27 protein-coding genes and 1 pseudogene are annotated in these 26,487 nt (G+C 51.1%); 8 read left to right on the top strand and 20 right to left on the bottom strand.

Annotation, left to right across the window (positions count from 1 at the left end; translation table 11 throughout):
* Positions 1 to 114: 114 nt before the first annotated feature.
* Entirely contained in the window at positions 115 to 591 is a 477-nt protein-coding gene (locus IAE55_RS12655; RefSeq protein WP_145164810.1) for a nuclear transport factor 2 family protein, read from the bottom strand.
* A 136-nt stretch (positions 592 to 727) separates the two neighbouring features.
* On the opposite strand from IAE55_RS12655, the gene IAE55_RS12650 reads away from it, so the two are divergent.
* Positions 728 to 1,342, top strand: a complete 615-nt coding sequence (locus IAE55_RS12650) for a TetR/AcrR family transcriptional regulator (protein ID WP_145164812.1) — start codon at positions 728 to 730, stop codon at positions 1,340 to 1,342.
* 18 nt (positions 1,343 to 1,360) lie between these two features.
* Here the strand turns inward: IAE55_RS12650 and IAE55_RS12645 are convergent, their stop codons facing one another.
* From IAE55_RS12645 to IAE55_RS12620, 6 genes are all read right to left on the bottom strand, one after another.
* Positions 1,361 to 2,785, bottom strand: a complete 1,425-nt coding sequence (locus tag IAE55_RS12645) for a hypothetical protein (protein ID WP_200632621.1) — start codon at positions 2,783 to 2,785, stop codon at positions 1,361 to 1,363.
* Positions 2,786 to 2,904: 119 nt separating this feature from the next.
* Complete coding sequence (locus IAE55_RS12640; RefSeq protein ID WP_145164816.1) at positions 2,905 to 4,074, bottom strand: MFS transporter; 1,170 nt, start codon at positions 4,072 to 4,074, stop codon at positions 2,905 to 2,907.
* Between the two features lie 228 nt (positions 4,075 to 4,302).
* On the bottom strand, positions 4,303 to 4,581 hold the full coding sequence (locus IAE55_RS12635; RefSeq protein WP_076173865.1) for an ArsR/SmtB family transcription factor: 279 nt from the start codon (positions 4,579 to 4,581) through the stop codon (positions 4,303 to 4,305).
* A 272-nt stretch (positions 4,582 to 4,853) separates the two neighbouring features.
* Entirely contained in the window at positions 4,854 to 5,396 is a 543-nt protein-coding gene (locus IAE55_RS12630; protein ID WP_105444211.1) for a DinB family protein, read from the bottom strand.
* A 66-nt stretch (positions 5,397 to 5,462) separates the two neighbouring features.
* Positions 5,463 to 6,410, bottom strand: coding sequence for a helix-turn-helix transcriptional regulator (locus tag IAE55_RS12625; RefSeq protein ID WP_200632619.1), 948 nt, complete (start codon positions 6,408 to 6,410; stop codon positions 5,463 to 5,465).
* 43 nt (positions 6,411 to 6,453) lie between these two features.
* Positions 6,454 to 7,068: a TetR/AcrR family transcriptional regulator gene (locus IAE55_RS12620; RefSeq protein ID WP_200632617.1), complete on the bottom strand. Its 615-nt coding sequence runs from the start codon at positions 7,066 to 7,068 to the stop codon at positions 6,454 to 6,456.
* Between the two features lie 136 nt (positions 7,069 to 7,204).
* Here IAE55_RS12620 and IAE55_RS12615 point away from each other — a divergent pair, with 136 nt between their 5' ends.
* Together IAE55_RS12615 and IAE55_RS12610 are read left to right on the top strand one after the other, a co-directional pair.
* Positions 7,205 to 8,401 (top strand): MFS transporter, encoded by a 1,197-nt coding sequence (locus IAE55_RS12615; protein WP_200632941.1) that lies wholly within the window; start codon positions 7,205 to 7,207, stop codon positions 8,399 to 8,401.
* A 40-nt stretch (positions 8,402 to 8,441) separates the two neighbouring features.
* Entirely contained in the window at positions 8,442 to 9,401 is a 960-nt protein-coding gene (locus IAE55_RS12610; RefSeq protein WP_200632615.1) for an aldo/keto reductase, read from the top strand.
* Between the two features lie 109 nt (positions 9,402 to 9,510).
* On the opposite strand, the gene IAE55_RS12605 is transcribed toward IAE55_RS12610, so the two are convergent.
* Complete coding sequence (locus IAE55_RS12605) at positions 9,511 to 10,167, bottom strand: SDR family NAD(P)-dependent oxidoreductase (protein WP_200632613.1); 657 nt, start codon at positions 10,165 to 10,167, stop codon at positions 9,511 to 9,513.
* Between the two features lie 228 nt (positions 10,168 to 10,395).
* Here IAE55_RS12605 and IAE55_RS12600 point away from each other — a divergent pair, with 228 nt between their 5' ends.
* Positions 10,396 to 11,250 carry a helix-turn-helix transcriptional regulator gene (locus IAE55_RS12600; RefSeq protein ID WP_200632939.1) on the top strand — a complete coding sequence of 285 codons (855 nt, stop codon included), beginning with the start codon at positions 10,396 to 10,398 and terminating at the stop codon, positions 11,248 to 11,250.
* 149 nt (positions 11,251 to 11,399) lie between these two features.
* Positions 11,400 to 12,272, top strand: a complete 873-nt coding sequence (locus IAE55_RS12595; protein WP_200632597.1) for an SDR family oxidoreductase — start codon at positions 11,400 to 11,402, stop codon at positions 12,270 to 12,272.
* A 52-nt stretch (positions 12,273 to 12,324) separates the two neighbouring features.
* Here IAE55_RS12595 and IAE55_RS12590 read toward each other — a convergent pair whose 3' ends face one another.
* From IAE55_RS12590 to IAE55_RS12545, 10 genes are all read right to left on the bottom strand, one after another.
* A complete protein-coding gene (locus IAE55_RS12590) occupies positions 12,325 to 12,729 on the bottom strand; it encodes a pentapeptide repeat-containing protein (RefSeq protein WP_145948441.1) in 405 nt (134 codons plus the stop codon).
* Positions 12,730 to 12,823: 94 nt separating this feature from the next.
* Positions 12,824 to 13,759, bottom strand: a complete 936-nt coding sequence (locus tag IAE55_RS12585; protein ID WP_105444204.1) for a sigma-70 family RNA polymerase sigma factor — start codon at positions 13,757 to 13,759, stop codon at positions 12,824 to 12,826.
* A gap of 80 nt (positions 13,760 to 13,839) precedes the next feature.
* The gene (locus IAE55_RS12580) at positions 13,840 to 14,508 is read right to left on the bottom strand and encodes an FMN-dependent NADH-azoreductase (RefSeq protein WP_200632595.1); all 669 of its coding nucleotides are present in this window, start codon (positions 14,506 to 14,508) and stop codon (positions 13,840 to 13,842) included.
* 150 nt (positions 14,509 to 14,658) lie between these two features.
* On the bottom strand, positions 14,659 to 15,798 hold the full coding sequence (locus tag IAE55_RS12575) for a toxic anion resistance protein (RefSeq protein WP_200632588.1): 1,140 nt from the start codon (positions 15,796 to 15,798) through the stop codon (positions 14,659 to 14,661).
* 28 nt (positions 15,799 to 15,826) lie between these two features.
* Positions 15,827 to 17,512 carry a vWA domain-containing protein gene (locus IAE55_RS12570; RefSeq protein ID WP_200632586.1) on the bottom strand — a complete coding sequence of 562 codons (1,686 nt, stop codon included), beginning with the start codon at positions 17,510 to 17,512 and terminating at the stop codon, positions 15,827 to 15,829.
* Positions 17,513 to 17,522: 10 nt separating this feature from the next.
* Complete coding sequence (locus IAE55_RS12565) at positions 17,523 to 18,251, bottom strand: hypothetical protein (RefSeq protein ID WP_145948561.1); 729 nt, start codon at positions 18,249 to 18,251, stop codon at positions 17,523 to 17,525.
* Between the two features lie 531 nt (positions 18,252 to 18,782).
* Positions 18,783 to 19,931, bottom strand: coding sequence for an MFS transporter (locus IAE55_RS12560; RefSeq protein ID WP_200632584.1), 1,149 nt, complete (start codon positions 19,929 to 19,931; stop codon positions 18,783 to 18,785).
* A 103-nt stretch (positions 19,932 to 20,034) separates the two neighbouring features.
* The gene (locus tag IAE55_RS12555; RefSeq protein ID WP_145164837.1) at positions 20,035 to 21,111 is read right to left on the bottom strand and encodes an LLM class flavin-dependent oxidoreductase; all 1,077 of its coding nucleotides are present in this window, start codon (positions 21,109 to 21,111) and stop codon (positions 20,035 to 20,037) included.
* Between the two features lie 93 nt (positions 21,112 to 21,204).
* Positions 21,205 to 21,483 (bottom strand): ArsR/SmtB family transcription factor, encoded by a 279-nt coding sequence (locus IAE55_RS12550; RefSeq protein ID WP_105444201.1) that lies wholly within the window; start codon positions 21,481 to 21,483, stop codon positions 21,205 to 21,207.
* A 188-nt stretch (positions 21,484 to 21,671) separates the two neighbouring features.
* The gene (locus IAE55_RS12545) at positions 21,672 to 22,175 is read right to left on the bottom strand and encodes a GNAT family N-acetyltransferase (RefSeq protein WP_200632582.1); all 504 of its coding nucleotides are present in this window, start codon (positions 22,173 to 22,175) and stop codon (positions 21,672 to 21,674) included.
* A 420-nt stretch (positions 22,176 to 22,595) separates the two neighbouring features.
* On the opposite strand from IAE55_RS12545, the gene IAE55_RS12540 reads away from it, so the two are divergent.
* The 3 genes from IAE55_RS12540 (at position 22,596) to IAE55_RS12530 (ending at position 24,460) form a co-directional block, all read left to right on the top strand.
* The gene (locus IAE55_RS12540) at positions 22,596 to 23,180 is read left to right on the top strand and encodes a GNAT family N-acetyltransferase (protein WP_234489501.1); all 585 of its coding nucleotides are present in this window, start codon (positions 22,596 to 22,598) and stop codon (positions 23,178 to 23,180) included.
* A gap of 223 nt (positions 23,181 to 23,403) precedes the next feature.
* Positions 23,404 to 23,988 (top strand): helix-turn-helix domain-containing protein, encoded by a 585-nt coding sequence (locus tag IAE55_RS12535; RefSeq protein WP_200632580.1) that lies wholly within the window; start codon positions 23,404 to 23,406, stop codon positions 23,986 to 23,988.
* A gap of 22 nt (positions 23,989 to 24,010) precedes the next feature.
* Complete coding sequence (locus tag IAE55_RS12530; RefSeq protein ID WP_200632578.1) at positions 24,011 to 24,460, top strand: VOC family protein; 450 nt, start codon at positions 24,011 to 24,013, stop codon at positions 24,458 to 24,460.
* Between the two features lie 74 nt (positions 24,461 to 24,534).
* On the opposite strand, the gene IAE55_RS12525 is transcribed toward IAE55_RS12530, so the two are convergent.
* The gene (locus IAE55_RS12525) at positions 24,535 to 25,755 is read right to left on the bottom strand and encodes a copper amine oxidase N-terminal domain-containing protein (protein ID WP_145164847.1); all 1,221 of its coding nucleotides are present in this window, start codon (positions 25,753 to 25,755) and stop codon (positions 24,535 to 24,537) included.
* A gap of 87 nt (positions 25,756 to 25,842) precedes the next feature.
* Positions 25,843 to 26,324, bottom strand: a pseudogene (locus IAE55_RS12520) (EVE domain-containing protein).
* Positions 26,325 to 26,487: the final 163 nt, after the last annotated feature.

The raw sequence follows: 26,487 nt of genomic DNA, 5'->3' as shown, positions 1-26,487 counted from the left end.
GAGAAATATTCATTAATCAAACCTTCTGCAAAAGAGAAGCTTTTCCCTACAGGGAAAAGCTTCTCTGCCTAAATGAAGGTACTAGGCCTGCTGCTGGGCTGCACAGCTTAGTGCTCAATTCGATGGCGTCTGGTCCGTAAGCGCCTGGAATAACTGCGGCAGTCTGTCAAACGCCTCCGCCCCGTCGATCGGGTTGGAATAGTCGCGGGAGGATAAGATCTGTCCGTCCCGGACCCTGACCACCATAATATACGAAAAGGTGAATGAGCGGCCGGTCTCTGTCACATGACCGTGAACATTCCATTCGGCAACAACGACTTCCGGATCCCGGGTCTCGTGCAAGGCGAGTAACTCAGCCTTATCAAACCGTCTCATTCCGGCGACGCTCTTAAATCGTTCGCGGAGTACCTCCCTTCCTTCTGTCCGCTTGGGAACCCCAGGGGGAGCGAACGGGATTTCGATAACCACGTCAGGAGCGTATAGATCTGCAAGTTCATCCCATGCATTGTCAGCTGTAGCCCGTATAAAACATTCAATGATTTCGCGCGGACTGGCGCCGGCTGATTGTGTCTGTTCTGTCAAACTGATCACCTCGCTTCATGAATTTGAAATCACCATAATCTTAAACGGAGAATATTCTCCGGTTAAGATTATACGGAGAACACTCTCCGTTTGTCAACGGTTTGCCCATTGTGTAATATAGATTCAAGCGAGGTGTTATCCCAAGATGTCAAAACAGAACATACCGGCTGATCACGGTGGTGGTACCGACTCCAACGGTGCCATGCCCTCTTCCAAAGCACTGCGTGCCGACGCCAAACGAAATCGGGATAAATTGCTCGATGTCGCGCACAGGCTCTTTACTACTGAAGGCATTACCGTCTCGATGGATGAAATTGCTCGACATGCCGGGGTTGGCGTAGGCACCGCCTATCGGCATTTCCCGACCAAGGAAGAATTGTTTGGAGCGGTGATGGTCAGCTACAAGGCGCGTCTTGTTGAGGAAGCAAAAAAATGGCTCCGCCACGAGGATCCGGGCGAAGCGTTCTTCAGCTATTTTAGAATCGTGATCCGTGAAGCCATAGCTAACAAAGCGATAACCGACGCCCTTGTCGGCAGCGGTTTGGACAAGGACGCCGCGCTTAAAGAAGTTGCGGGAGACTTCTGGAGCGAGCTCGGCAAACTGCTAGCCCGAGCCCAACACAACGGCTCCGTCCGGCCTGACGCCAGCATTAGCGACATCCGGATCCTGCTTGTCGGTATCCTGCAAGCGCACAGCGAGAGTGCTCCATATCCCGAGCGCATCGTGTCGATTATATGTGACGGTCTACAGGGCAAATAATCATTCGGATTGCTGGACTTACAACACTAAAAACTGCGTCCCAAAGCCCTTGCCGGAAACATAGGCTTTTTCCAGTTCTTCTGGATCGCCGTTGTCTAATATAACCACATTTTCGGGATACAGCTTACCAAGCAATGCCCACCGTACAAGCTCGTTTCCATCGGTTGGAATGAAGTGGATTCCGTCTGTATTTGTCACCAATCCGGAAAGCGCAAGGATGTCCGCTGCCGAATGCAGGCTGACAGAGGTACGCTTCACAATAGCGACATCGGCGTTGTCGTTTCCTTCGGGCCGGTACATAAAGCGGTGCCCCCTAAAGAGCTGACCGAGATCCACCGAAAATTCACGTCCGTCCACTTCCAAGCTCAATCGCAGGGTCGTTCGATCAGAAGCAGTAATCGGCAGTAAACGCGCGACGTTCGGACCAGCGAAATCTCCTAAGGAGACAGGAAGCGTATCTTTATTCCCTGGTGTACCGCTTCCCGCCTCGGTGCGCGGTGCCGCATAATAATCGTCATATTCGTAATCGAACGAGATCGCAGCCATATCCTGCGTTTCTTCTGCCTGTATCGTTTGTACCGGATGCCATTTCAGCAGGTACCGCGCCGCCGTCCCGACCGGCTCTCCCAGCCCGGCAGGCAATACCGTGCCCAGACGATATTGGAATCCGTAACCGGCTTCGGACAGTCCCGAGCTGACCACGCTTTGCGCATACTGGACAATCGATTTGTGAGTTAACTTTTTCCCGAGTAGCTGAGTTAAAAAGGTCTCCCGGGCCGGTTCCAGAAAACGGAGTCCTTTAAACTCCGTATGTTCCTTCACTTCAAACGGAACCTGCTCCCAATTGGCAAACGGAAGCAAAGCATCCCGCAGCAAAACCATCTGGTGCAGGTATTCATTATAGATCTGCATGATTCTTGGGCCGCCAAAGGGTCCCCAGACCTGTGCAACAGCGTCCGGAATCAGGGCATGACCGTAGCAGTGGCTTCTAAATTCCAGCTGTCCAAGCGTTTCCGGCCCATACTCCGCGAGAGTTTTCTTCCCGGAGTTAATCTCCCGCGCCCAGCGTACCAGTTGCTCGCCGATACGTACTGCCTGGGCCGTAAGCTCGGTGCCGGCTTTATCCTCTAAAGCCAGGGGACCGAGCGGCAGAGATGACACGCGCCCGGAAATCGCCAAGTTGGCCTGAAGGCTGTCCAGTAGCACCGTCGGATCGCCGTTTACCGGTTCACCCAGCTGGATCAGCATCGCCTCAAGCAGCTTATCGAGCTCCATGACGACCTCTTTTGCCCGATATATACCGGCAGGCAAGTTCCAATCCAAGGCGCTGCCTGCCCCTTGCCGGAACGAGTCATTCGAAGAGTTTCCAATTCGCTGCTCCACATCGATCTCATTCCCCCATACGATACGGTTGTCTTTCAAAGTAAGTTGATATTCAGTCATATTTTTCACACCTCATTTAAAAGTTTTGGTTGTATACGACAGCAAAATATTCTGTTCAATTGATCCCTGCAGCATTTTTCAAGGTCAGGCATCCCCCCTTTCACGGTGAGTTCCAGAGGTTAATTACTCAGTACCGATTCTTTTCTGCTTTTGAGCGAAAAAGAGTACAGCGCAGTGATCACGCTAAGCAGAATGCTTACCGCTCCTACCCAACCCAGCTGCATCAGAGACGTCTGATTGGCCACCCATCCGCCTACCCCGGCGCCTACCGCCATTCCAAGCTGCAGCATGGAACTGTTCAGTCCCAGCGCAAGACCCGAAGTCTTCGGGGAAAGGGAGATGAGGTAATACTGCTGAGCGGGAGTCGTCATCCAAGCCGCTCCGAACCAGACCGCCAGAATGATCAGCGCGCTCACCATCGTGGCTGCGGCCAGTGGAAGTACGGCCAGTGCGGCTGCATGAAGAAGCAGGCTGACGAGCAGCGTTTTGCCAATTCCCCACTTATCCGCGCCGTACCCGCCAAGGCGTGATCCCATGACAGCGAACAGGCCGCATACGAAGAGCGCCGTGCTGATCATCGTCGTATTCATGCCCACGGCCGTCTCAAGAAAAGGCGCAATGTATGTAAACATCAACTGATAACCGGCAATCCAGAAAAAAGTGATCATCAAGCCGCTGACCATTCGGCGGTCCTTCAGCGCAAGCAGCTGGTCCCGAATCGAGGTCGGCTTCTGTTCTTGTACCTTCGGCATCCACGCGGCGATTCCGATCATGGCAAGCACACTCAATGCCGCAATGAGCATAAACACCGGCCGCCATCCCCAAAATTCGCCGATGATGGTTCCGAGCGGAGTGCCTGCAACCAAGGCAGTACTAAATCCCATATAAATGATGCCGATGGCATTCCCTTGCTTTTGGGGCTCCACCAGGCTGGAGCCGACCATGAGAGCCACCACCGTAAATACGCCTTGACTGGCTGCCAGAATCATTCTGGAAATCATCAGGACGGTAAAATTCGGACTAAAGAAGGCGACCAAATTACCAATGACAAACAAAGTAAAGGTCAGCAGCAGCAGCCTTTTTCTCTTCATTTTGCCGGTAAGCGATACAAGGATCGGGGTTCCGATCGCAAATACAACGGCATACAGCGTAACTAATTGCCCGGCTGTGCCTACGGATACGTTCAAATCATTCGAGATCATCCCCAAAATCCCCATGACGACCATTTCAGCCGTCCCCATGACAAAAGCGCCGAAAGCAAGCAGATAAACGAGTCCCATTTTATTCATTGAATCCTCTCCTTTAGGTTATTAACATGAATAGCTTGATATTTTTATGTTTATCGAAATATTAATCAATAAAATGCATGCATATTGAATCCCCCCTTTCTTGTACTCTTATAGATTTAAAACTATCAATCTATTGGTCAAAAAAAGAAACTGCCGCTAATGACAGCAAACTTTTTGGGATCTTATCTTAATATATTTAAATTTATCGAAATATGGGGCCGAAAAAAATTAATCTGGCTGAAGCACGACATGACGATCTAATGTATCCTGATTGACCCGATAAAAATGATAAGTCCCTTCCTTGCGCGCCAGCCTCAACACCCCGCACTCCACCAGCTGTTTCAGATGATGCGACAGGGTGGAACCTTTATAATTCAGCTGCTCCTCAATCTGGCTGCAGCTTAATTCATCATGCTTGCATAAGAGTTTGACGATATTTAATCGGGTCGGCTCCCCGAGTGCTTTGTATATTTTTACAGCTTCCTGATGTGACTGCTCCTTGTTCATGGGGTTGCCCTCCTTCCATAGGTTTATAATTCTATATTTATCGATATAGTAAGCGATGAAATTTCCTTTGTCAACAGCGATCTAGAATAAATATGATTCCTTCTGAACCAAATCCCTTTCCCTAGAGCAAATGCCCCGCTGGCTGTGGTGTTTTTAAATGGAGCGACCGTTAAGTAAAAAAACAGCCGCAGCCGAGGAAGATGACAAGCCTTGGACTGCTGCTGTATTTTCTGCTTTTTGGGCCTCAGGATATAGGCGGCAACGCTAACGGGCTAAACCAGGCTTAACTCGCCTTTCAACCGCTCCAGCTGCATAAAATGGTGCCGGTAATGCATCTCAACCAGCAAAAACCACTCCTTGGCGCTTAACGGCCCAAAACGCGGATGGGGGATCTTATATTGTTCAGGTTCCTGACTCAAAGCAGGCTCCGTCCGCTTCATCCGTTCCACTACGCTCCGGAGCCCTTCGATAATCTGCTCCTTGCTCTCCGGCTGCTGCGGGGTGTACTGCGGTGAAGCCGGGACCCGGACCCGGACCGGCGGAAAGCTACCCAGCTCGTATACCTTCCTGCCAATCTCCGTCTTGTCCTCCACGGTGGAGAGTGCCGCCCCGTTGCCGGCCAGACAGCTATCAACATGCTGCAGATGCATGAACTGCGCCGTTTGAATCAAATGGATATACATCTGCCCTATCGACCATTCTTCCTGGTTCGTTTTTATCAGCAACTGCTCCATATCAAAGTTCTCCAGTTCAATCAAATACCGTTCTACCGACGTCTCCAAATCCTGCAATGCGTTCGCTGTGCTTTTCAACATGGGAACAACTCCTCTTTATTTATGGATTTTCTCCCATTATAAAAAACCGCTCCTGACAACAGCGTGTCAGTAGCGGTTTAATATCTTTTCGGCCTCGATCTGAATTTGGCGGCGGAAGGATTCCGGCTCCAGCACGACAACCGCCCCGCCCCAACCAAGGATATAGGGGAGCAGCTCCTCCGGCTGACGCACGCGAAAGGTGACCCGCAGACCGTCCTCGCGCTCTTCCGCCTGTTCCATATAAAAATGCGTGGTCTCGGCGATTTTGTCGGCGATATCCGGATTCGCCCGAACCACCACCCGTAAGTTGCGGTCATCGGGCGGCTGGTAACGATTCAAATCGAATCCGGCCGGCATGGCAAAGCCCTCCTCGAGCACGGCAAGCTCTGTCATCCGCGACAACCGGAAATGGCGGATATCCTGCCGCAGGTCGCAGTGCGCGACCAATGTCCAATTCCCCTGAACGAGCGTCAGTCCGTATGGAGCCGCCTCCCTTATATTCATCCGGCTCCCGTCCGTTTCCGGATATTTTTTTAAATACGCAAACCTGATTTTGCGGCGCTCCAGAATCGCACGCCGAATTTGTCCGAGATAGTCCTTTTCCTTCCGGCTGGTTACCGGCTCGCCGGCTTGGAGAAGGCGCATCGTTTCCCGCACTCGCATAGAATCAGCGCGTACCGGCTCCGGCAGAACCGCTACAATTTTGCGTTTGGCCGCCTCCGCCACCGGGCTGTAGTCCGCATCCAGTCTTTGCTCGATAAAGTCCGCGCCCATCAGCAGGGCCACGGCCTCTTCCGCCGTGAAGCTGACCGGAGGCAGGAAATAGCCCTCCATCAGGGAATAGCCCTGCCCGGGAGCCCCGGCGATCGGAACCCCCGCTTCGCTTAGTGCCTGAATATCGCGGTAGATCGTCCGGACGCTCGTTTCGAACCGGGCCGCCAGATCCTCTGCTCTGACCAGCTTGTTTCGCTGCAGCTCCAGCGTAATGGCGAGCTGCCGTTCCGTTTTGTTCATGTTCTCTCCCCCGCTGCTTTCATCAGACGATTTGTATTCCTTGTCATCCGTTTTTTCGAGACAGGGCATCCCAGATGCTCATCAACTGAGTGATGGCTGCATCAATTTGTTTGAACGGGATACCGTCTCTCGCCTGCGTCGATATGCCAAGGAGAAAGGTGTTGAACAAAGTCACCAGCATGGGAACATCGACTGTATCGGGCAGCTCACCATTGGCAACTGCCCGTTCGATGCAGTCCTTAATCCCGTCCCGGTTTTTTTCCCGCTCCTTGGCCAGCATTTCTTGGATATGCTGGTTCTCGGGCGAACAGCTTATGCCGGATAACACAACCAAACAGCCCAGTGGATGAGAGCCTTCGGTCTGCATTCGCGCCGAGCGGCGCAGCCCTTGTTCGATGGCAGCCTTCGGTGCCAACCGTTGATCATGAAAGCTCTCCATCACCTGGCCGTAAGTTGCTTTATACCGTTCCACCGTCTCGCGGAACAGCGCCTCTTTCGATTCAAACGCAGCGTAAAAACTCGCGGCGGATATATGCCCCATCGCCGCGCGCAATTGGGCCAGCGAAGTGGATTCAAAGCCGTGCTCCCAGAACAGAAACATCGCGGCAAGTACGGCCTCGTCCCGATTAAACGCACGGGGGCGTCCTGTCCGTGGCATACAATTACCCCCTTCATGAATTTTATACTAATCGATCCAGAAGTTCTTGACAAGTCAGCCGGGCTGAACTTAGTATATGGAATGATCGATCCAGAAATTATGTTACCATTCGAAGGAGGTCACTCACTTGTCCCATATGTCATCTTCCACGAAAGTTGTCCAGCCGGTATCCGTCCCAGCCAGGCTTCCCTGGCTGGCGCTGCTGGCACTTGCCATGACCGGTTTTATCTGTATTCTCACGGAAACCATTCCGGCCGGGCTGCTGCCGCACATCGTGGAAGGGCTGAATATTTCCAAAGGAATGGCGGGTCAGCTCGTCACCCTGTATGCCATCGGCTCGCTTGTGGCAGCCATTCCGTTTGCCATGTTTACCGCCGGGATGAGGCGGCGTCCGCTGCTGCTCGCCATTATTGCCGGATTTTTGGTATTCAACACCATTACCGCTATTTCGAGCAGTTATGCCCTGACGCTTGTAGCCCGTTTTTTTGCCGGTGTGGCCGCCGGTGCGGCGTGGGGCATGATCGCCGGGTACGCGCGGCGGATGGTGCCGGATGCCTTAAAAGGCCGCGCCTTGGCAGTCGCCATGGTAGGAACGCCGATTGCTCTTACCTTCGGCGTACCGGCCGGGACCTTGCTCGGCGACCTGATCGGCTGGCGGGCCGTATTTGGGCTTATATCTCTTCTGACCCTTGTTCTCATGGTTTGGGTGCTGTGGAAGGTGCCGGATTATCCCGGGCAGCCCGCAAACGAGCGCATGACAATTGGTCAAGTGTTTGTATTGCCCGGCATCCGCCCCATTCTTATGGTGGTACTCACCTGGATGTTGGCCCATAATATCCTATATACGTATATTGCGCCGTTTCTCGAGCGTTCCGGGCTGGGCAGCCGCGTTGATCTGGTCCTTCTGATCTTTGGTCTCGCGGCAATTGTGTCCATCTGGATCGTCAGTTTGCTCATCGACCGCAAGCTGCGCCTGTTGACGCTGCTCAGTCTGCTTGGTTTTGCGCTGGTTTCGGCCGCATTGTGGGTTGGCGGCACATCGGTACCGGTCGTCTATGCCGCCGTCGCATTGTGGGGACTTACCTTCGGCGGAGCAGCTACGCTGCTGCAAACCGCCCAAGCGAATGCAAGCGGCGAAGAAGGCGTGGACATCGTGATGCCCATCAATACGACCGTAAGGAATCTGGCCATCGCCGGCGGGGGCATCGTCGGCGGGGCCTTGCTGGAGCTCATCGGCGTCCAGTCGTTTCCGGCCGTGCTGCTGATTCTGCTGCTGATCGCTTGGATCATCGCATGGAGCGCGAAGCGGCATGGCTTTCCAGGAAAAAGATAATCGTCTTTGTCCTATCCCACTGTTAAAGGAGAAATACACGATGAAAACTTTTCAGTTAAAAAACATAACGATCCCGGCTGTAGCCCTCGGTACCTGGTCCTGGGGGAACGGCGCCAACGGAGGAGATGCGGTTTTCGGGAATGACCTGACTGCCAAGGATCTGAAGCCCGTATTTGATGCGGCGATGGATGCCGGATTAAATCTTTGGGACACGGCCGCAGTTTACGGCATGGGCGCTTCGGAGACGATTCTGGGCCAGTTCATCCGCGGGAGAGATGACGTCCTGATCTCAACAAAATTCACGCCCCGCGGCGAGCAGACGGACGAGGCTGTTGAAGAATTTCTCGCCGGGAGCTTGCAGCGGCTTGAAAGGGATCATGCTGACGTGTATTGGATCCACAATCCGAAAGACGTCCAGCGGTGGACCTCTAAGCTGATCCCGTTGATGAAGAGCGGAAAAGTTAAATACGCAGGGGTCTCCAATCATAATTTGGAGGAAATCAAGCTCGCCGCGGACATTTTGGCTCAAGAGGGGCTTCAGCTCTCAGCCGTTCAAAACCATTACAGTCTGCTCTACCGTTCCTCAGAAGATGCTGGCATCATTGAGTACTGCAACGCCAATGATTTGATCTTCTTCTCCTATATGGTGCTGGAGCAAGGGGCGCTGACCGGGAAATATGATACAAAACATCCTTTTAAAGCAGGGACCCGCCGAGGAGATGCCTTCGATGAGAAGGTACTTGCCAAGCTGGAAGATCTGATCGGGGTAATGAGAGAAATCAGCCTCCGTCACCATGTTGAACCTGCTGAAATCGCCATAGCCTGGGCAATCGCCAAAGGAACGGTGCCGATTATCGGCGTGACGAAACCGTCCCATATCGCCAGCGCCGTGTCGGCTATGGACGTCCAATTATCGGATGACGAAATCAAAGAACTGGAACGGGCCGCCAAGTCAACCGGCGTGGAAATTCGGGGTGCATGGGAAAAGAGCATGATATAAGCATGGTCTATACTTACCACTATTGAGGTGAAATAAAGGACAGCTACGAACGCTCTGCGGCTGTCCTTTTTTTGTGAAACGATCCCTGTCCATGAATGAGCGTCAATGATTATTCCTTAAATAAATATTCCTTCCGGTCTCTATTGGTATACAATTCCCAATATACATCGGCGATCCGGTCCGGATCGTAAAATGTCCCTTGCTGAACATGATCGGCGATTAGAACTTGGCCCACATAAATTCCATGGGGCTCCAGTGTCTCGGCCAGGGAAAGCGCAAGTGAGCGGACCGCGGCTTTGCCGATGGATAAAGAAGCATACAGCGGATTCGGGTTCAACGCAATACCGCCCCCTGTGAAAAAGAGCGTCCCCTGTTTCCGTTCGACCATGTCCGGAATGACTTGCTGCGCGCTGGTCAACGCTCCGACCGTATTTACTTTCAAATCATCGATCAGCTGCTGTTCCGTTAACGATAGCGCATCTCCTGGCGCAATGTGCGCCGCATTATATACCAAAACATCGGTGATTCCATATAAGTTTTTGATCTGTGTAAAGGTTGCTTTGATGGAATCTGGATCTGAAGCATCTGCAGTTATTCCATACGATTCGATATGTACCTGACGAAGATCCTCCAAGCTGCGCTGCAGCGAAGTCTCGGTTCTCGATAGAAGAACCACCCGGAAGCCATTGCTCCCGAATTTGCGGGCTATACCCGCGCTTACGCCCGAACCGGCACCTACAATAACCAATAGAGGTTTATGACTCATCCTTACCACACCTTCTTTCAGATATTGGCTTCATTGTTGATCTTTATTTCTATATTTCTAATAATATAAATATAAGGATTCTTCGTCAAACATTTTACTTCTGTTGTTGCAATTCAGTTGAACCATTCAGAAGCGGAAGATGGAAATCAACAGGTTGAAAGGATTACAATGTTCTATATGGCTGTTGTCGGCCTACTTGGAAACGCAAGGATGGTGACGTACATGAAAATGAAAACAAATCGTTCTTCATCTCCATTGGGTGATTTCATCAAATCGCGCAGGGAACGGCTGCAGCCTTCTGAAGCGGGGATCCAGCCGCTGCCCGGAAGAAGGCGTACCCCAGGGCTTCGGCGGGAAGAGGTCTCGTATCTTGCCAATATGAGCGTGACTTACTACACCTGGCTGGAGCAAGGCAGAGAAGCTAATCCTTCGCCGGAAGTGCTGTTAAATATCAGCCATGCGCTGCAGCTCGACGAAGACGAGCAGAAGCATCTGTTCGATTTGGCCAATGTGGACCCGGCAAGCGCCGGCGCCGTTCCGATCAGCGAGGAACCGGATCCCGATGTGCTGCAGCAAATCGTCGATCAACTGTGGTACCCTTCGTTCATCACGGATGCGGGCACGGATGTGATCGCCTGGAACCGCGCCGCAGAAATGGTCATCGCCGACTTCGGCCGTATGCCGGAGAATGAAAGATATATGCTGAACATTATATTTTTCAAGGAGGATTACCGTAAACGGCTTGTGAACTGGGAAAGCTTCGCCCGCTACTCGGCAGCGGTGCTGCGGGCAAGCTTTGACCGAAGCCAAGACAACCCGTTGTATATGGAACGTTTCGAACGCTTGAGACGGGAAAGTGAGGAATTTGAGCACTTCTGGAACCTCTACGAAGTCAAGCAAAAGCGTGTAACCACCGCTTTGTTCCGCCTTCCGGACGGTCAGGAAATGGAGTTTATGCTCCATTCGGCGGCCGTCATAGACGGCGACCCGGACCTGCACTGGTGTTTCTTCGTGCCGGTACCCGGTTCAGGCACGGAGGAGAGGTTAATGTCTCTGCTGGAACAAGACTCGCTGCCTCAATAGAGCAGAACCTATCTCGTCTGGATTGCAGGTGGACATTCGGCTCATGATCGTAGACTGTTACTCCCGTTAATAGTATAAACATGCTGTGGCTAGCGCCCTTTCACTGCTCGTATGATACAAAGGAATACAGCGATTGGAGGGCTTTTAGCATGCAAACATGGTTTATTACAGGAGCGTCAGGAGGCTTGGCTTCGCGCATCACCCGCCGGTTGCTTGAAAGAGGCGACCGTGTAGCCGTAACGGTGCGCAAGCCGGGCGTGCTGGACGATCTGAAAGCTCAATATGGTTCCCGATTATGGCAGGCTCATTTGGATCTGACGAACCCGCAGCAAATTGTTGAGGTGATCGAACGGGCATGGGAGGAACTCGGCACGATTGATGTGTTTGTCAATAACGCAGCCTATGGATTGTACGGTGCAGTGGAGGAAGCAAGCGACGGGCAGATCGAGCATCTGTTCAAGACCAACGTCCTCGGATCACTGCGCGCAGCCCGTGCCGTCCTGCCTTTTTTCCGCAAACAGGGCAGTGGGCACATCGTGCAGATATCGAGCATGGCGGGGCATTATTCCACGCCGGGAATGGGGCTGTATTGTTCTTCCAAATGGGCGGTCGAGGGCGCCTTTGAAGCGCTGGCCAAGGAAGCCGCGCCGTTCAATATTAAGACGACTATGGTGGAGCCGGGCGGAATCCGTACGAATTTCATTACGAGCAATGCGGTATTCGGAGAACGGATGGACGCATATCGGGACAAGGAGGCAGGCCAATTCGTCAGCCTGATGAAAGGGGAACTGCCGGGCATCGATATGAGCATGTTTAATCAAATGGTTGTCGGCGATCCGGATAAAATGGCGCAGCAGATCATCCGCCGCGTCGATCAAGGAGAAGGTCCGATCCGGATGGCGCTGGGCAGCGATGCCTATGAGCAAATCCGGGAAGCTCTGCTGGACAGATTGGCCGCGCTTGACGCGCAGAAAGAACTCGCTTATTCCACGGATGCGGATGATGTGGTACGGCAGGCATAATGATGAAAGCCACTCCAGACCCTGGGGTGGCTTTCATAGTTTTATCTGTATCCTACTCTCTCTGTTCCACAGGAACATGCTTTTGGATTAATTCTTCGATGTTGATCCCATTGATGACCAATCCTGATATGTCGCAGTTTTGAAAATTGGCGTTCGTAAAATCACAGTCGGTGATCCGCCCGTTCTGGAAGCTGCAGTCTGAAAAACGGACGCCCTCCTTGTTGTGTTCTGCATCAGGCTTGCTTGGATCTCCGTAGCCGATGGATTGAAAAAGTGCGCCGCCCCATTGAGCACCATCAATAGCGAGTTCGCTCAAATTCGCATCGGAAATATGCATTCCCGTCAAATTCACATCGTTCATGCTCATCCCGCTGCCATTGCAGCATTGAATTTCCGTTTCACTGAGGTCGCAGCAATTGAAGCTTGAATGGCTTAAATTTTGTTGTTCAAATTTCAAAATGCATACCTCTTTCCCATCTGGAATTTTTAACCATATGGGATATTCTACATGTTGTTTCCGAAACCCTTTTTATGTCTGCCAAAAAAAGCCGTTACGGGGTCACATGCTGCAGTTTATCCGGATTCGTGACCATAAACATACGGACAGGCCGCGCGTCGCTGTCAAACTGGAAGGACAGCACCGCAAAGAGCTCGTCGCCACGGTTCAACCGCAGGCCGGGCTGCCCGTTGACGTCGATCAGCAGCTGATTCTCCGGCTTGATATTTCCCGGGGCAATCCCTTGAAGGAAGGCCAGGATACGATTGCTGCCGATGATCGGGAAGATCGCCGAGCGAACCTTGCCGCCGCCATCCGTGTACAATCGGGCATCATCCGCAAGCATGCCGACAAATTCCCTGAAATCGCCGGAATTCGCCGCTGCCATAAAAGCGCGGGATAGTATTTCCGCATGCTTGGCGTGGTCGGAAGTGACGCGAGTGCTTTCTACAGGCACTGCAATCGGCGGCTCGGCGGCCGCTCTCTCCTCCCGCCCCGGAACCGGCGCGGTGCTGACCTTCTGCTTCGCCCGGCTGTACAGCTTCCGGCAGTTCGCATCGCTTTTGTCCAGCAGCTCGGCGATATCCCGGTAATCGTAATCGAGCGTTTCCCGGAGAATGAAGACGGCTCTCTCCACCGGCGACAGCTGTTCCAGAAGGACGAGCAGCGCGTAGGAGACCGATTCGGCTTGGATCGCTGCCGTTTCGGGAGTTTGACCTGCATCAGCCGTCTCAGGCTCCGGCAGCCAAGGGCCGGTATATACTTCGCGTGTTTTGCGGGCCGACTTCAGCATATTGATGCTCCGGTTGGTAACCATTTTAAGCAAATAGGCCTTCATGTTTAAAATATGATCGGTCTGCATTGTTTCCAGCTCCGCAAAAATATCCTGCACAATATCCTCGGCGTCCGTGAGTGACCCCAGCATTCGGTAGGCGATGCTGCTCAGCAGCGGCTTATACTCTACATATAAACTGGATGTATCTGTTGTCATCTATCCATCTCCGTCCCCGCTCTTTTCCGCTTATTGTAACATAGCCGACGTGAATCCGGGGCTGACGCCCTCACGATGAATTACTTGCTCCCTGCCTGATTGGACACTTGCATTCCCTGATGTGCCAAAGAGGCCGCCACAGATTCGGCTTCTTGAAATGCCTTGGCCAGCACCTCATCCCTCTTCAAGGAATGATTGCCCTGTGCCCGGATGATTTGATAATCGACGCCCATAAAATTAAACATCGATTTCAAATAACGATGGGAGTACTCGACTTCCGTGTACCAATCCTGGTTCGTATAAATCCCGTCGCTTGCCTGAATGACGACAACGTTCCGGCCGTCGGTCAACAGACCGATCGATCCCTTGTCTGTATAGGCGAAGGTCTCTTTGGCAATCAGGATGTTATCCATATAATCTTTGAGCTTCGAAGGAATATTAAAGTTATGCAGCGGCATGGCGATGACGTACTTCTTGGCGCTCTTGAACTGCCGAAGGATATCCGACATCCGGGAAGTGAGCCTCTGTTCTTCTTCCGTTAAGCGCTCATTTTTTTGCATTTTTTCCTGTGCGCTGAAAAATATCCGGTCAATGCAAGGCACATCTTCCGCATATAAATCAATTTGTTCGATAGGTCCCTCCGGATTCAGGTTTCGATAAGTTTCTAAAAAGTGCCGAAGTACGGTCAAGCTTACGGATGAATCGTCCTCCACTTTCGGATGCGCATTAATGACGAGCAGCTTGTCCATAAATTCGATCTCTCCCTCCTGGTTTCGATACTCTTAAAGACAATTCATGATTTAATTATGTGACATGATGGAGAATTGGATTCAAAAAAAACAGCCGGTCACAAAACCGGCTGTCTTCGCACTTCCAATATAGAGTTTCCATGAAACCGGTCACAGACCCAGCGCTTTCCCTTTTTCCAGACGCTGAATGTGCTTCTCCCCCTCATCGGACAAGGCACGGAACTGATTGATCGTATCCCGCATTTTCGGAAGCGCCGCCTGTTTGTAAGAGCTGATCGCTTCAAAGGCGGAGATGGCATCGGAGAAAGCCTGCTTGAGCGTGTCAACGGAGACGCTGGTTTCGATGGCCTGCTTCTGGATCGCTACACCTTGATCCTTCAACATCCGAGAGGTGCCGGCAATGATATTGTTCGTCGTTTGATTCAGCAGCTCGATCTTCTTGAGCACAATGCCTTGATTGTACAGCGCACTGGCCACGGTCACCGCGATTTTCAGCGCCGAGATCGTGACGGTTTTGGCCCGATCCACGCCCCGGATCAGCTCGCGGTTGTTGCGGATGACCACTTCATAGGCCATGATGCCCTGCTGGTTGACCACCAGCATCTGCTGAAGATCCATCACGCGCTGCCGCATCGGAAAGAGGACTTCCTCCGTAATAAAACGGACTTTTTCCGGATCTTCTCCCCTTTGCTTGGCCGCTTCGATCTGCGCCTCGATCGATTCGTCCATCATCGTCCCCAACTGAATTTCTTTCTTCAGCGTCTTCGTCAGCTCCCGGATCGTTTGCTGCTCCAGCTCCAGCGTCGTATTGTCGTTTTTGAGCGTCGTTTTCCCTTTGTCGAGGGATACGACAATGTCAGCAATGACGTCGTCTGCCTTCTCAAACTTCAAAAAGTATGCCCGCAGCGGGTTGAACAGCCTGCCGAGGAATCCCTTTTTGGCAAAGTCGATCAGACTGGGGTCCAGATCCTTCAGCTGCGTATGCAGTTCCGTCAGCCCTTTGGCGACAGCTCCCCCTTCGTCCCCGCCTTTGGAAAGATTGCCGACGGACACCTGCAGCAGGTTGTTCTTCTCGGAAGAAAGCTTCATCGTATCCAGCCCGAAGCTGTCAATCGATTGCAGAATCTCCTTGCGTTTGTCCAGCGACTCCACATCCAGCTCCATAATGGAAGCCACATTCGCATCGGCGATTTCTTTCAGCTTCGCTACCTCTTCCGGTACCGGCTTGACCTCCTCCTCGATCACAGCCTGGATCTGCTCCGCACTTGAGACACTCATCGTAAACGCCATATCTCATCCTCCCCCTTTGATTTCACCCTTACATTTGAACGTTGAACAGATTTCCGATCTTGTACACGACGTCATCGGTATCCGCATTGATGCTGGCGGCTTCGTTAATGCTGGAAATGCTTTGCAAAGCCTTGATATTGGCGTTATAGCCAATGGTATAAATCGGAACTTTGTAGTTCTCAATCAGTCCTTTGATGTCGCTGAGCGAATTGCCTTTGTTCGTTTCACCGTCGCTTAGTACAAAAATAACGGGTTTCATGTTCGGATCGGCTGCCAGCTGGTCCTTCAGCATCTTGAGCGCAACCACGATGCCGTCAAACGTCGCGGTCTGGCCGCTGGCCTGAAGGCTGTTCACTGCGCCCACGAACATCGACTGCTGATTGACGTCGTATTTTCCGATCGGGAGCTGGATGGTTACGTCGTCGGAATAAGAAACCATGCCGATGCTGTTGTCTTTGCCCAAATATTTTTGGCCCTTGATCAGCGATTCCTTCAGGCGGTTCAGCGGTTCACCATCCATGCTGCCTGACGTATCCGCCACAAATACGGCTACGATCGGCTTGCTTCCGTTCTTCTTCTCTTTCCATACCTTCTGGGCGGATGTCAGCAGCTTCCCGTCAATCGGGCCCATCTCGGATTTGTAATCCTCCAGCCCGTTGAAGCCTTTGTCTTTCGCTGCTTTAACGTACTTATCCTGGGTTACGAATTCTCCGAACTTTTTCAAAATGGCCAGCTTCTCCGGCGTAGTATCGCCAAGCGCGTAGAGCGGGCTGTCGTGACGCACGCCAAAAGGTGTGAAGACATAGCCGCTTTTCAGGTCAGGTGCGTTGACGAACGTCTGGTACTCCAGAATGAACCCGTCGAGGGAGCCCGATGTGGCCGCATCCCTCATTTGGATCGTCGTCGAGGCAATGAACGGTACGTTGGCTTGGAATTGCTCGAACCCTTGAACCGCTTTATCGCTTAAAATATTGGAGCTGTCGAACGTATTCAGCGAGGTCACCAGAAAATTCAGACCGGTCGAACTGGCAAAAGGATCCGTATAACCCATGACAAGCTCGTTGCTTGCGATCGCATCCGTTACCGTTTTGACATTGATGGAACCATACTTTTCGACAAGTGCATCGTATTTGGACTTCTTGATAACGATCCCGGGAACGTTGCCCACGAGGCGCTTAGACACCAATTGGGTTTTGACGCCGCTGGACTTGACCATCTCTCCCCATAATTCGTTGGAGGGCGTAAAGGCATCCGGTACGTATTTACCTGACATGATATAGTCTGCTGCCGTGCCGGAAGCGATGTTGCGGACCTTAACCGATACGGGAGTTCCGTTTACAGCCACATTCGCTTTATTGAACTCCGTCGCCGCCTCCGTGAGCCAGCCGTCCACGCCGGTTCCCGACTTCTCGGTCGATGAGAAAATCTCGACATAATGATCATTCGTGTTCGGTACCGTAATCGGAAATTTGCTGATATCCGGAAGGGATGAGGCCACATCCACCGGGTCCAGGTCAATTTGTCCTTTTACAGGCGTTGCCGTTGTGGGTGAAATCTTCGAATATAATTTATCCAGCCGTTTGGCTGCGTCTTCCGCGGTCACCTGGTCTTTCGATTTCCCGAGATTCGAGGTTACCGTAATTCCCCCGTACACGAGCGCAAATACAAAAATCAACACGATCACTGAAGTCAGAATAAACCTGCCCTTCTTCACATGAACACCTCTAATTCTTATAATATTTGGTTTGATTAATTAACAGATCGATTTCCTGCATGCACGGCATCTTCTCGATGTCGCCGGCTTCGAAGCTGTCCAGGCGGGATATTTCCAGCAGGAGCTTATCCAGCTTGAGCAGGATCTCTTCATTGGTCGCCAGGGAGTTCTTGGTGAATGTTAAATACTCGTTGTAGATCTGCTTTCTTTCTTGGAGTAATTCTGGAGGTAGATGGGAGGCTTTAGATCCACTAAGACTTTTAAACTCGGATTCGTCGAATGCGCCCAGCCGGTTCAGGATGCTTTTGAGGTTGAGGTAAAATACGTTTTCTACCGCCTGGACCGTCGACATGAATTTTTTGTAGCTAAGCTCGCTCGGATCGAAACGCTGGGTCAACACGCCGACCAGTTTGTACTTCTTGCGTGCGATGCGGTCGAGCTGATTTAGAGCAAGGGATATATCCGCTTCTAACGCTTTGACTTTCTTGTAGTACTGCAAGGCATTTACGTAGTCGTCATGCGTCTGGATCTGTTTGACCGGTACGGCGGCCGGAGTCTTGGCGTTAACACTGTAAACTGAATAAATAAGGACCAGAACACTCGCCAGAAGGAAGGTAATCCCGAATGCCGTCGAAAAGGCGTTGCCGCCGATGTTAAGACCGATAAACCCCGGGGAGAACAGAACGATGTTCACGACGATGACCCCCAGAGTGATACCCAGCAGTTTTATGTATTTCATTCCCAATTAGGTTCGCACCTCCTTCATCACTAATCTCATCCTTTACCATATTCTACATGATGATGTTTTGGGATGTCATTTTTTGTAACGATTTATTTTTAATACGGTTTGTTCTCCGTTTTGGCTTCATTTATATAGATTGAACTAAAGTTTGACATTGAGCTTCCTTTTACAGCGGCTCACTAGAGGCCTATAACACGTTCATTTCTTTAGTTCATTCTATGTTAAAGGGCTACTTATTTTCCTTATGCTCGGCAAGGTGGCAGTATGAACGAATGGAAGGAGATAAACTGGCGAAGAAAGCAGGGTCGGCATGTTTCCCTGGCCGCAAAAAGACAGCCGCTTAACAAGCCGGCTGCCTTTATTTTGGACGGAGCAATCGCACTTACGTTAGATGATGAATCACTCAGGTGATGATGGGGGCAAGTACGTAAAATGTTCCTACGATCGCTCTTGTTTTCGGATTTCTTAATGTATAGAGCCTTCTTAAGGGAGAAATCCGAAAGCCAAAGCCTATGCTTCCAGCTCTTCTCATGCAGCCCGGCGGCGCATTGTCAAAGAATACACGGCCGGGATCAGCCCAAGGGCGACCCCTATTCCACCCAGCCAGCCGGCTGCTGTCAGAGAGATGCTGTCCACAATAATGCCTCCGATGACGGCCCCTACAGCCATCCCCAACTGCACAATGGAGGTGTTCAAGCTTAAGATGATCCCCGAAGCCTGGGGAGCTATACCGATTAAGTACACTTGCTGAACCGGACCCGTCGACCAAGCAAAGAAGGACCACAGCATCAGCAATGGGAGCACAAGCATGGAGTAATGGGCAAACGCTGCCAGCAAAAATAAAATACCCGAGTGAAAGACCAGACTGCCTACCATCGTGCGGGGGATCCCCCATTTGTCTGCACCGTAGCCGCCGACTTGGGAGCCCAGGAGACTTGCCAGCCCAAATGCAAACAGCCCGATGCTTACCATCCGCTCGCTCATCCCCGTAATGGTCAGAAGAAACGGCGTGATATAGGTATACAGAATCGTATATCCCAATATCCAGAAAAAGCTGATGGACAGCGCAGCGGAAATCCGGGGCGTTTTGAACAAGGCGAGCTGTTCCCGAATGGGAACGGGAGCCTCTCCCTCTGATTTGGGGATCACCAGCAAAAGAACCAACATGGCGAGCAGGCTGAGCACCCCGATCCCTGTAAAAATGACCTTCCAGTCATACGAGCCCGCGATGACCCTTCCCAGAGGAACTCCCAGAATGAGCGCGAGATTAAAGCCCAAGAGAACGGTGGCGATCGAACCACCCTGCTTACCGGGACTTGCCATCTTGGCCGCTACGGTAAGGGCGACAACCATGAATACCCCGGTACTGATGGCCAAAATGATTCTTGCCCCCATCAGCGTGCCGTAACCGGTAGATGTGATGGTGATCAGATTACCTATGAAAAACAAGCCCAAAGCCGACAGCATCAGCTTTTTCCGATCCATCCTTGCCGTGAGCGCAACCAGAATCGGAGTACCGATCGCATAGGCAAGCGAGTAGACGGTAATCAGCTGGCCGGCCGCCGCTACCGACACGCCAACGTCCTTTGCAAGCATATCCAGTATGCCGGCAATCACAAACTCAGAAGTTCCGACTAAAAAGCTCGCAATCGCCAATATATAAATTTTCCATCTCATATCGTATCTCTCCTAATCCAATCAGTTTCATAGTTCTAAATCTGTAGAAATCATGGGTAAAAAATATTATCTCCGCCCTTTGGCATCTAACGCCCCAGTCGGGTCACTGCGCTCCATCATTACCGCTTGATGCTTGACGGTCGAGCTCTTGACGGACGATCGGTGCTACCTTGGTGCCGAGCAGCTCAATCGTTCGCAGCAATTCGCGATGAGGGAGCGTGCTGAAATCCACGTACATGAGAAATCGGGTTAGACCCAGGTTTTTGTGCAGCAGTAGGATTTTTTCCGCCACATATTCAGGGTCCCCGACATAAAGAGCACCATGAAGGCTGCAGGATGCATCGTATGAGTCACGTGTATAAGGAGACCAACCGCGTTCCCGTCCGATCCGGTTCATTTGTGCCGCCATCACAGGGTAATACCGCTCTGACGCCTCTTGTGTCGTATCGGATATAAAGCCATGCGAGTGCGTAGCAATCTGCAGCTGATTTGGATCATGTCCGGCTTTCACAGCCGCTTCCTTATAGAGCTCCACCAAGGGTGCGAATCGCTGCGGCGGTCCGCCAAGGATTGAGAAGACGATCGGAAGTCCCAGCAAGCCGGCCCGAATAGCAGATTCCGGGCTGCCGCCTGTGCCGATCCAGACCGGTAAAGGCAGCTGCACAGCACGAGGATAGATGCCCATATTGTCAATCGCAGGACGATGTCCGCCGCGCCATGTCACCCGCTCTGAAGCGCGGATCTTGAGCAGCAGTTCCAGCTTCTCTTCGAACAATTCCTCGTAATCCTTCAGGTCATAGCCGAACAGAGGGAACGATTCGATGAACGAGCCTCGTCCGGCCATGATCTCAGCCCTCCCGTCCGACAGTCCGTCAAGCGTCGCAAAGCTCTGGTATACCCGCACCGGATCATCCGAAGACAACACCGTCACCGCGCTCGATAGACGGATCTTTTTCGTGGTCGCCGCAGCGGCAGCCAATATGACGGCAGGAGACGAGCTTGTATAGTCGATACGGTGATGCTCGCCGATGGCAAAGACGTCAAGGCCGACTTGATCGGCCAATTGGATCTCTTCGATCGCTTGACGCAGACGCTCGGCATGTGAGACACCCCCTTTTTCGGGATCTGCATGAAGAAACGTACTGATTCCAATCTCCATTGTATTTGCTTTGTCGCTCATAAGAGTGCACTCCTTCTTCATAGGGTATAGAGGATGACTTGTATAACCATCAATTCCTCAGTTCTAGAACTATCGAAATGTTGGTTAAAAAAATTACGCCATTAAATAAGGCGCAAATTTTTCCGCCACTTCCCGATTGACGTTATAGTGAATATACGATCCGCTTTTCCGTGAATCAATCAGACCGGAATCCGTCAGCTGCTTCAGATGATGCGACAGCGTCGAACCCGCAACTGATTCAAGCTTTTCACCGATGGCCGTGAAGCATAAATCACTTTCTTTCGAGAGCAGCAAGGCGATCTTCAGCCGGGTTGGTTCCCCCAGAGCTTTATATACCTTAACGGCCTGCAGATCTGTTTGATGATCACCCATGATGATGCTCACCTCCTCCATCTATTCCGCAGTTCTATAACTATCGAAATCTAGTTTAGCATGATGCCGTTGGAAAGTAAAGGGCTCCACCTAGGAGCTGCAAATGGCCTGCTAGATCAATGAAAGGCAGCCGGTCCTTGGGCCGGCTGCTGCTTGGTTTTAGGTTTGGTTTTGGGTCTGGCGTATCCTTAGACACAAATAATAGAAGGTGGCGAGTTGAGCCGCAATACCGTGATTTGCTCGTCTCCGATCACTTCACCACTGTCACGGAAGCCGAAGCTCTCATACAGCTTTTTGGCGGGCGTGTTATCAGCCTTGTAAGAAATCCAGCAGTATTGTGCAGGACCTGCCGGAAAAGTGCGGATAAACTCCAGCACCTTTTTCATGGCTTCCCGGCCATAGCCTTTGTTTTGGTGCCGCTGATCCATCATCAGCCGCAGAATACAATAGCCGTCGTCTGCAATGGCCGGGGTATCGTAACCGGTAATTTTATACGTGATCATCACAAAACCGACGGGCTGCTCATCCGCGTAAATGGCAAACGGAAAAGGATGCCCCCCATTGGTGGTAAGGACGTAACACGAAGCTACGCTGGACAAATTGGACGCAACGAAGCGGCGCTGATCTTCGGAAACCTCTAGTTTAAATATTTCGCGTCTGTTTTCGAGCGTGATTTTTCTGAGTGTAATCATGCAGGATTTCTCCCTTCCTTATGTTCGGCAAGATCACCGATTCGTTTTGCGCCGCGGTCGCTTTAATAACATACAATCTATGCAAAAAAAGTAATAGACTTATATTGAATTTTTTTATAGACTATTATGTATCCATGGCATTTTTAGGAATATGTCTATATGGCATTTCGTGAACCGGCGCGTCGTTGTGCCGGTTTTTTATTTTTATAACGATAATAAGAAAAACGTCTATCGACGTACCTTCAAAGAAGACAGACCGCGTTTAAAGGTAATTTTTCTTGCAATATCAGGAAGCCATGGCTCTGGAGTCTATACTCTCTGATATTATAAAAAATTTAAACCATTCATTATCTCCAGAATTAGGATATCCCGTGTTAATATGGATTTTAACCAAATTCATGTTTATCATTGGAGGTCGTTATGATGCGAGAGATCGATTACAGCCATTATTTTTGGCAAGATGATGAAGTTAGATTGCGTGCCATAGAGCCTGAAGATTGGGAAAGTTTTTACATTGGTCTCTATGACACTCCCGCACGCCTCCTACTGGAATGTGCTGTGGAATTACCCCCTACCATTTCAGGAGCAAAGAAGTTTGCGGAAGACAATGCTGACTTTACTTCTACGAACGGACGAATCATGTTTACGGTTGAAACATTACATGGGGACAGTATCGGCGGGATCAATTTAAACAGCATCGACGAGAGAAACGGAACGTTTAGTATCGGGATCGTGATCGATAAAGAGCATCGTGGCAAGGGTTATGGTACTCGGGCAATGGAAATCCTCTTAAAATATGCCTTTTTGGAACGAAGGCTTCATAAATTTAATGATTATGTTCTAGAAGGAAATGAAGGTTCTTCGAGGATGATGCAAAAACTGGGCTGCGTTCAAGAAGGTGTGCGGAGACAAGTGGTTTATATCAATGGCAAATACATGGATTTTATTTTGTATGGTTTAACCAAAGAGGAGTTTATTCAAAAGCAAAACGAGAAACTCAGATAAACGGAGAAGGGGCTGCCCAGCGCAGCTCCTTTTTCTATAAATTCACTAAAGAAGGAAAACACAGAAACCGTCGATTTTTCACAATACTCCTGATGGTGTTCTCTGTTATGATCTCGTTAGAACTTCCATAAATGAAGACACCCTGAATACAAGTGAAACACTGGTGTGTGAAGCTCTTTCCAAAACCTGTTCTCGTTGAACACACGAAGAGGTGAGTTGCACGATGGAAATACCCGGTACTATTTATCAAAAACAGATGCCATTGCTTGATCAGAAGACTATGCCGCTCTATGTCCCACGTGATGGAATTTGGCTTCGCCTTGCCCTCACATTGCAAGGAACGGTAAGCCGCAGTTCTTATGCCAAGCAAATCCTTTGCTCACAGCAATTTAACGCCGCACGAACGCGCTGGACTCTTGCCGATTTGACTTTTCTGCAATCTGCACTTGAGCTGCTTTACAATACACAGGGACAAATCCGTATGAGTACCCTTGCCGCTGAGTGCGATCTTTCATTGCGCCAATTTGAGCGACGATTTAAGCAGTGCATAGGCGTATCGCCCAAGGTGTTCGCACGTCTCCTTCGCTTCGAGGCGCTGCTTACCTCATTGATACAAGGGCCAGCCACTTCTCTCGCTGACGTCTCTTCCCATCTTGGCTATCATGATCAAGCCCATGTCATCCATGAGTTCAAGAAATGGGCAGGCTGCACGCCAACGGCGTTTCTCGCGCGGGCAAAACAGCGGAAGATGCAAAAGCCTATCGTTCCCGACCCTCGTAGTGCCCCTATCCCCTTATATATCGTCTAGAAAAAGAAGGAGCTGATGTAGGATGTCTCACACAGAGCAATCTTTTCAAATTCCTTGGCAAGGTATTCATCACATTGCCTTGATTACAGCGGATCTGGACGCGACGATTCGCTTCTACCGGGACGTGTTGGGGATGCATGCCAGTGATATCGCCCCGTCCCAAGAAGGTCGCGGCAGGCATTGTCTTATTTTGGTTAAACCCAACGACGACAACGTATGGGGCTTCCATTTCTTTGAACGACCGATAGCAAGGACAACGCTGGGTGCTTCAGATACCCATCCGCAGAGTTTAGTCCCTCATGTGGCCCTGCGGCTCCCGAACGGGGATGCAGTACAAGCCCTGCGCGAGCGTTTGAGCCATGCTCATGTATCCGTCACAGAGATTCCTGAACTGGGGACATTTGTGTTTTTTGACAACAACGGTCTATGTTTAGAAGTCACTTGGCCTAAAGGCGAACATGTCTCTTCGTGAAGAGCTTTGGTCGTTTTTTCTGCCTTTAAAAGCAAAAAAGTCACAGCCACGGATCGTGGCTGTGACTTTTCGCGCTAAAGATCAATAAGCACGCTTCGGCTGGCATTGTCCCACGCTACGGAGATGCCGAAGGCCTCAGTAAGAGCGCGGATCGGCACGTAAGTCAAGCCTCCGATCAGAATAGGCTGAAGCTCCGGGGAGGCCAGCTTGCCGTCGATCCACAGCTGCGGCCGCAGGTATGAAGAATCCGATTTCTGGGGCGGTTTAGAGCGGATCAAGACACTCCACGAGGAGGCATCCCAGACGACAGATTGACCTGCGAGCTTCGCCGCTGATCGAAGAGGAAGCATCGCCCGGCCTTCCCTCATTAACGGCCGCAAATCATTGCTAATGGACGGCACACCGTTCACTGACAGAAAAGGTTTGCTCGACGGCAGCAGCTTCATATGATCAAAGTGGCTGCCTCCTTCTCCCGGCCCGCCTGACACATGGAGACTTCCTTTGCTCCCCACAGGCTTCATGTTGCCGTCGGCTGCCTTTCCAAGGGCCGGCAAGAGGAACGAAACGTCGTAATAACCGAATTTCTGCTTGCCTTCATACAGCAGCAGAGCCGAGTCAACAGGGTAAGAAGGCGTCCTCGATGATATTGAGGGAGAAGATGTGTACGAGTCGCTCTCTGGAACCCAAAAAACATAAATAGAGTCTGAGAAAAACATAGGCTGATGACCCTTCAGATGCACTTGCTCGCCAAAGCGGGGTGTCTCCGGAGTTATGGACAGAAATTCCGTTCGTTTGAAGAAAGAGTTGTAATCCTGTATCGCCTTCATGTCCGTCAACTTGAGAAATTGGTCTCCGCTCTCCAAATAAATAGCATCCAAATAAACAAAGACAGAAGCACTGTTGCCTTGGGCAAAGGTTAGACCCAGTCCGTAAAAGAATGTCTCTGGCGCAGGATTGAACGGTTTTACCGGCTTGCCTGCTGCTGCGAATTTCTTGACAATGCCGCAAATTTTGTTCAGGCGTGGACGGTCTTCCTTGCGAGCACCATACAGTGTGTCATACAGCATATCTCCGCCGGAAATGACTGCACGAGTTAGCGTATCCGGGCCGCAAGAAGCTGCCAGCCGGGAAAAAGAATCCGAGGGCGAAGCGCTCGATTGCGGATTGGTGGAAGCCGAAGCGGGAGGCACGGCCAGCGTAAACAGCAGACTTGCAACAAACAGCAGGACGCAAGCCCTGCTGGTAAGGTGCTTCCTCCAACGTGAAAATTTGCGGATCAAATCGTGTTTTCTCATCTGCTCCCCCTATCAAGATCTGAAGTCATGTAATTCCTCCTTGTTTCTCCAAATGAAACTACATTCCAGCTATTCTATAGTTCCATTTTATGGGATTACTATTTGAGATTCCAGCACATCTTCGACTTCACCTAACATGATGCCGGCAATCGTCTGAAAATCCTCATATCCGATCTCAAATTGCCCATAGCGGAATGCGTATCCCCAGCTGCGCTTCCAACCGCGGGTAAAGGTAAGCCGGTCCAATAGAGGGGCAATCTTCACTTCACGGCATGGAAGGTAACGGATATCCCGGCGAAAAGGTACAAAGGATTCGGACATCGGATACTCGTAGACCCTGTCACCGGTCACCTGCCCAATGGCGGTAAACGCTTGAAGTGGTTCCCTTTCGACATGTCGGTTCGTGGAGAGTAGTATATGAGCCAATCGCCGGGACTCATCCGGCGCAGAGGTGCTGCTTTTCCATGACAAAGCTGGGCAAATCCGCCTTGAACCCCCCGCTTCACGTGAGAGGCGGATACAACGCCGATCCAGTAGCGGCTGTTTTGCTGATCAGCGGTAACCGGCATGGTTTGATTTTCGTTTTTCTTTTCCAATATGGGTGCCTCCTTAATAAATCATCTCCTATGACTATATAAAAACGCTGCTGACAACGGTCTGTCAGTAGCGTTTTAGCATTTCGGTACAAACCAATGATATGACTTCTAAATGGTCCTCACTAATCCTGAGAAA

This window comes from Paenibacillus sp. S28 (genome assembly GCF_016624415.1).
Taxonomy (GTDB): Bacteria; Bacillota; Bacilli; order Paenibacillales; family Paenibacillaceae; genus Paenibacillus_AQ; species Paenibacillus_AQ favisporus.
The sequence above is the reverse complement of the archived record's forward strand: the minus strand, read 5'-3'. Positions and strand labels throughout refer to the sequence as shown.

Coding starts and splice junctions, on each gene's coding strand:
- IAE55_RS12565 (WP_145948561.1), bottom strand. CDS start 18,251: ATGAAATACATAAAACTGCTGGGTATCACTCTGGGGGTCATCGTCGTG.
- IAE55_RS12535 (WP_200632580.1), top strand. CDS start 23,404: ATGGAAATACCCGGTACTATTTATCAAAAACAGATGCCATTGCTTGAT.
- IAE55_RS12555 (WP_145164837.1), bottom strand. CDS start 21,111: ATGAGCGACAAAGCAAATACAATGGAGATTGGAATCAGTACGTTTCTT.
- IAE55_RS12530 (WP_200632578.1), top strand. CDS start 24,011: ATGTCTCACACAGAGCAATCTTTTCAAATTCCTTGGCAAGGTATTCAT.
- IAE55_RS12615 (WP_200632941.1), top strand. CDS start 7,205: ATGTCATCTTCCACGAAAGTTGTCCAGCCGGTATCCGTCCCAGCCAGG.
- IAE55_RS12640 (WP_145164816.1), bottom strand. CDS start 4,074: ATGAATAAAATGGGACTCGTTTATCTGCTTGCTTTCGGCGCTTTTGTC.
- IAE55_RS12635 (WP_076173865.1), bottom strand. CDS start 4,581: ATGAACAAGGAGCAGTCACATCAGGAAGCTGTAAAAATATACAAAGCA.
- IAE55_RS12610 (WP_200632615.1), top strand. CDS start 8,442: ATGAAAACTTTTCAGTTAAAAAACATAACGATCCCGGCTGTAGCCCTC.
- IAE55_RS12645 (WP_200632621.1), bottom strand. CDS start 2,785: ATGACTGAATATCAACTTACTTTGAAAGACAACCGTATCGTATGGGGG.
- IAE55_RS12625 (WP_200632619.1), bottom strand. CDS start 6,410: ATGAACAAAACGGAACGGCAGCTCGCCATTACGCTGGAGCTGCAGCGA.
- IAE55_RS12550 (WP_105444201.1), bottom strand. CDS start 21,483: ATGGGTGATCATCAAACAGATCTGCAGGCCGTTAAGGTATATAAAGCT.
- IAE55_RS12595 (WP_200632597.1), top strand. CDS start 11,400: ATGCAAACATGGTTTATTACAGGAGCGTCAGGAGGCTTGGCTTCGCGC.
- IAE55_RS12650 (WP_145164812.1), top strand. CDS start 728: ATGTCAAAACAGAACATACCGGCTGATCACGGTGGTGGTACCGACTCC.
- IAE55_RS12585 (WP_105444204.1), bottom strand. CDS start 13,759: ATGACAACAGATACATCCAGTTTATATGTAGAGTATAAGCCGCTGCTG.
- IAE55_RS12545 (WP_200632582.1), bottom strand. CDS start 22,175: ATGATTACACTCAGAAAAATCACGCTCGAAAACAGACGCGAAATATTT.
- IAE55_RS12620 (WP_200632617.1), bottom strand. CDS start 7,068: ATGCCACGGACAGGACGCCCCCGTGCGTTTAATCGGGACGAGGCCGTA.
- IAE55_RS12560 (WP_200632584.1), bottom strand. CDS start 19,931: ATGAGATGGAAAATTTATATATTGGCGATTGCGAGCTTTTTAGTCGGA.
- IAE55_RS12580 (WP_200632595.1), bottom strand. CDS start 14,508: ATGGACAAGCTGCTCGTCATTAATGCGCATCCGAAAGTGGAGGACGAT.
- IAE55_RS12575 (WP_200632588.1), bottom strand. CDS start 15,798: ATGGCGTTTACGATGAGTGTCTCAAGTGCGGAGCAGATCCAGGCTGTG.
- IAE55_RS12630 (WP_105444211.1), bottom strand. CDS start 5,396: ATGTTGAAAAGCACAGCGAACGCATTGCAGGATTTGGAGACGTCGGTA.
- IAE55_RS12605 (WP_200632613.1), bottom strand. CDS start 10,167: ATGAGTCATAAACCTCTATTGGTTATTGTAGGTGCCGGTTCGGGCGTA.
- IAE55_RS12600 (WP_200632939.1), top strand. CDS start 10,396: ATGAAAACAAATCGTTCTTCATCTCCATTGGGTGATTTCATCAAATCG.
- IAE55_RS12540 (WP_234489501.1), top strand. CDS start 22,596: ATGATGCGAGAGATCGATTACAGCCATTATTTTTGGCAAGATGATGAA.
- IAE55_RS12525 (WP_145164847.1), bottom strand. CDS start 25,755: ATGAGAAAACACGATTTGATCCGCAAATTTTCACGTTGGAGGAAGCAC.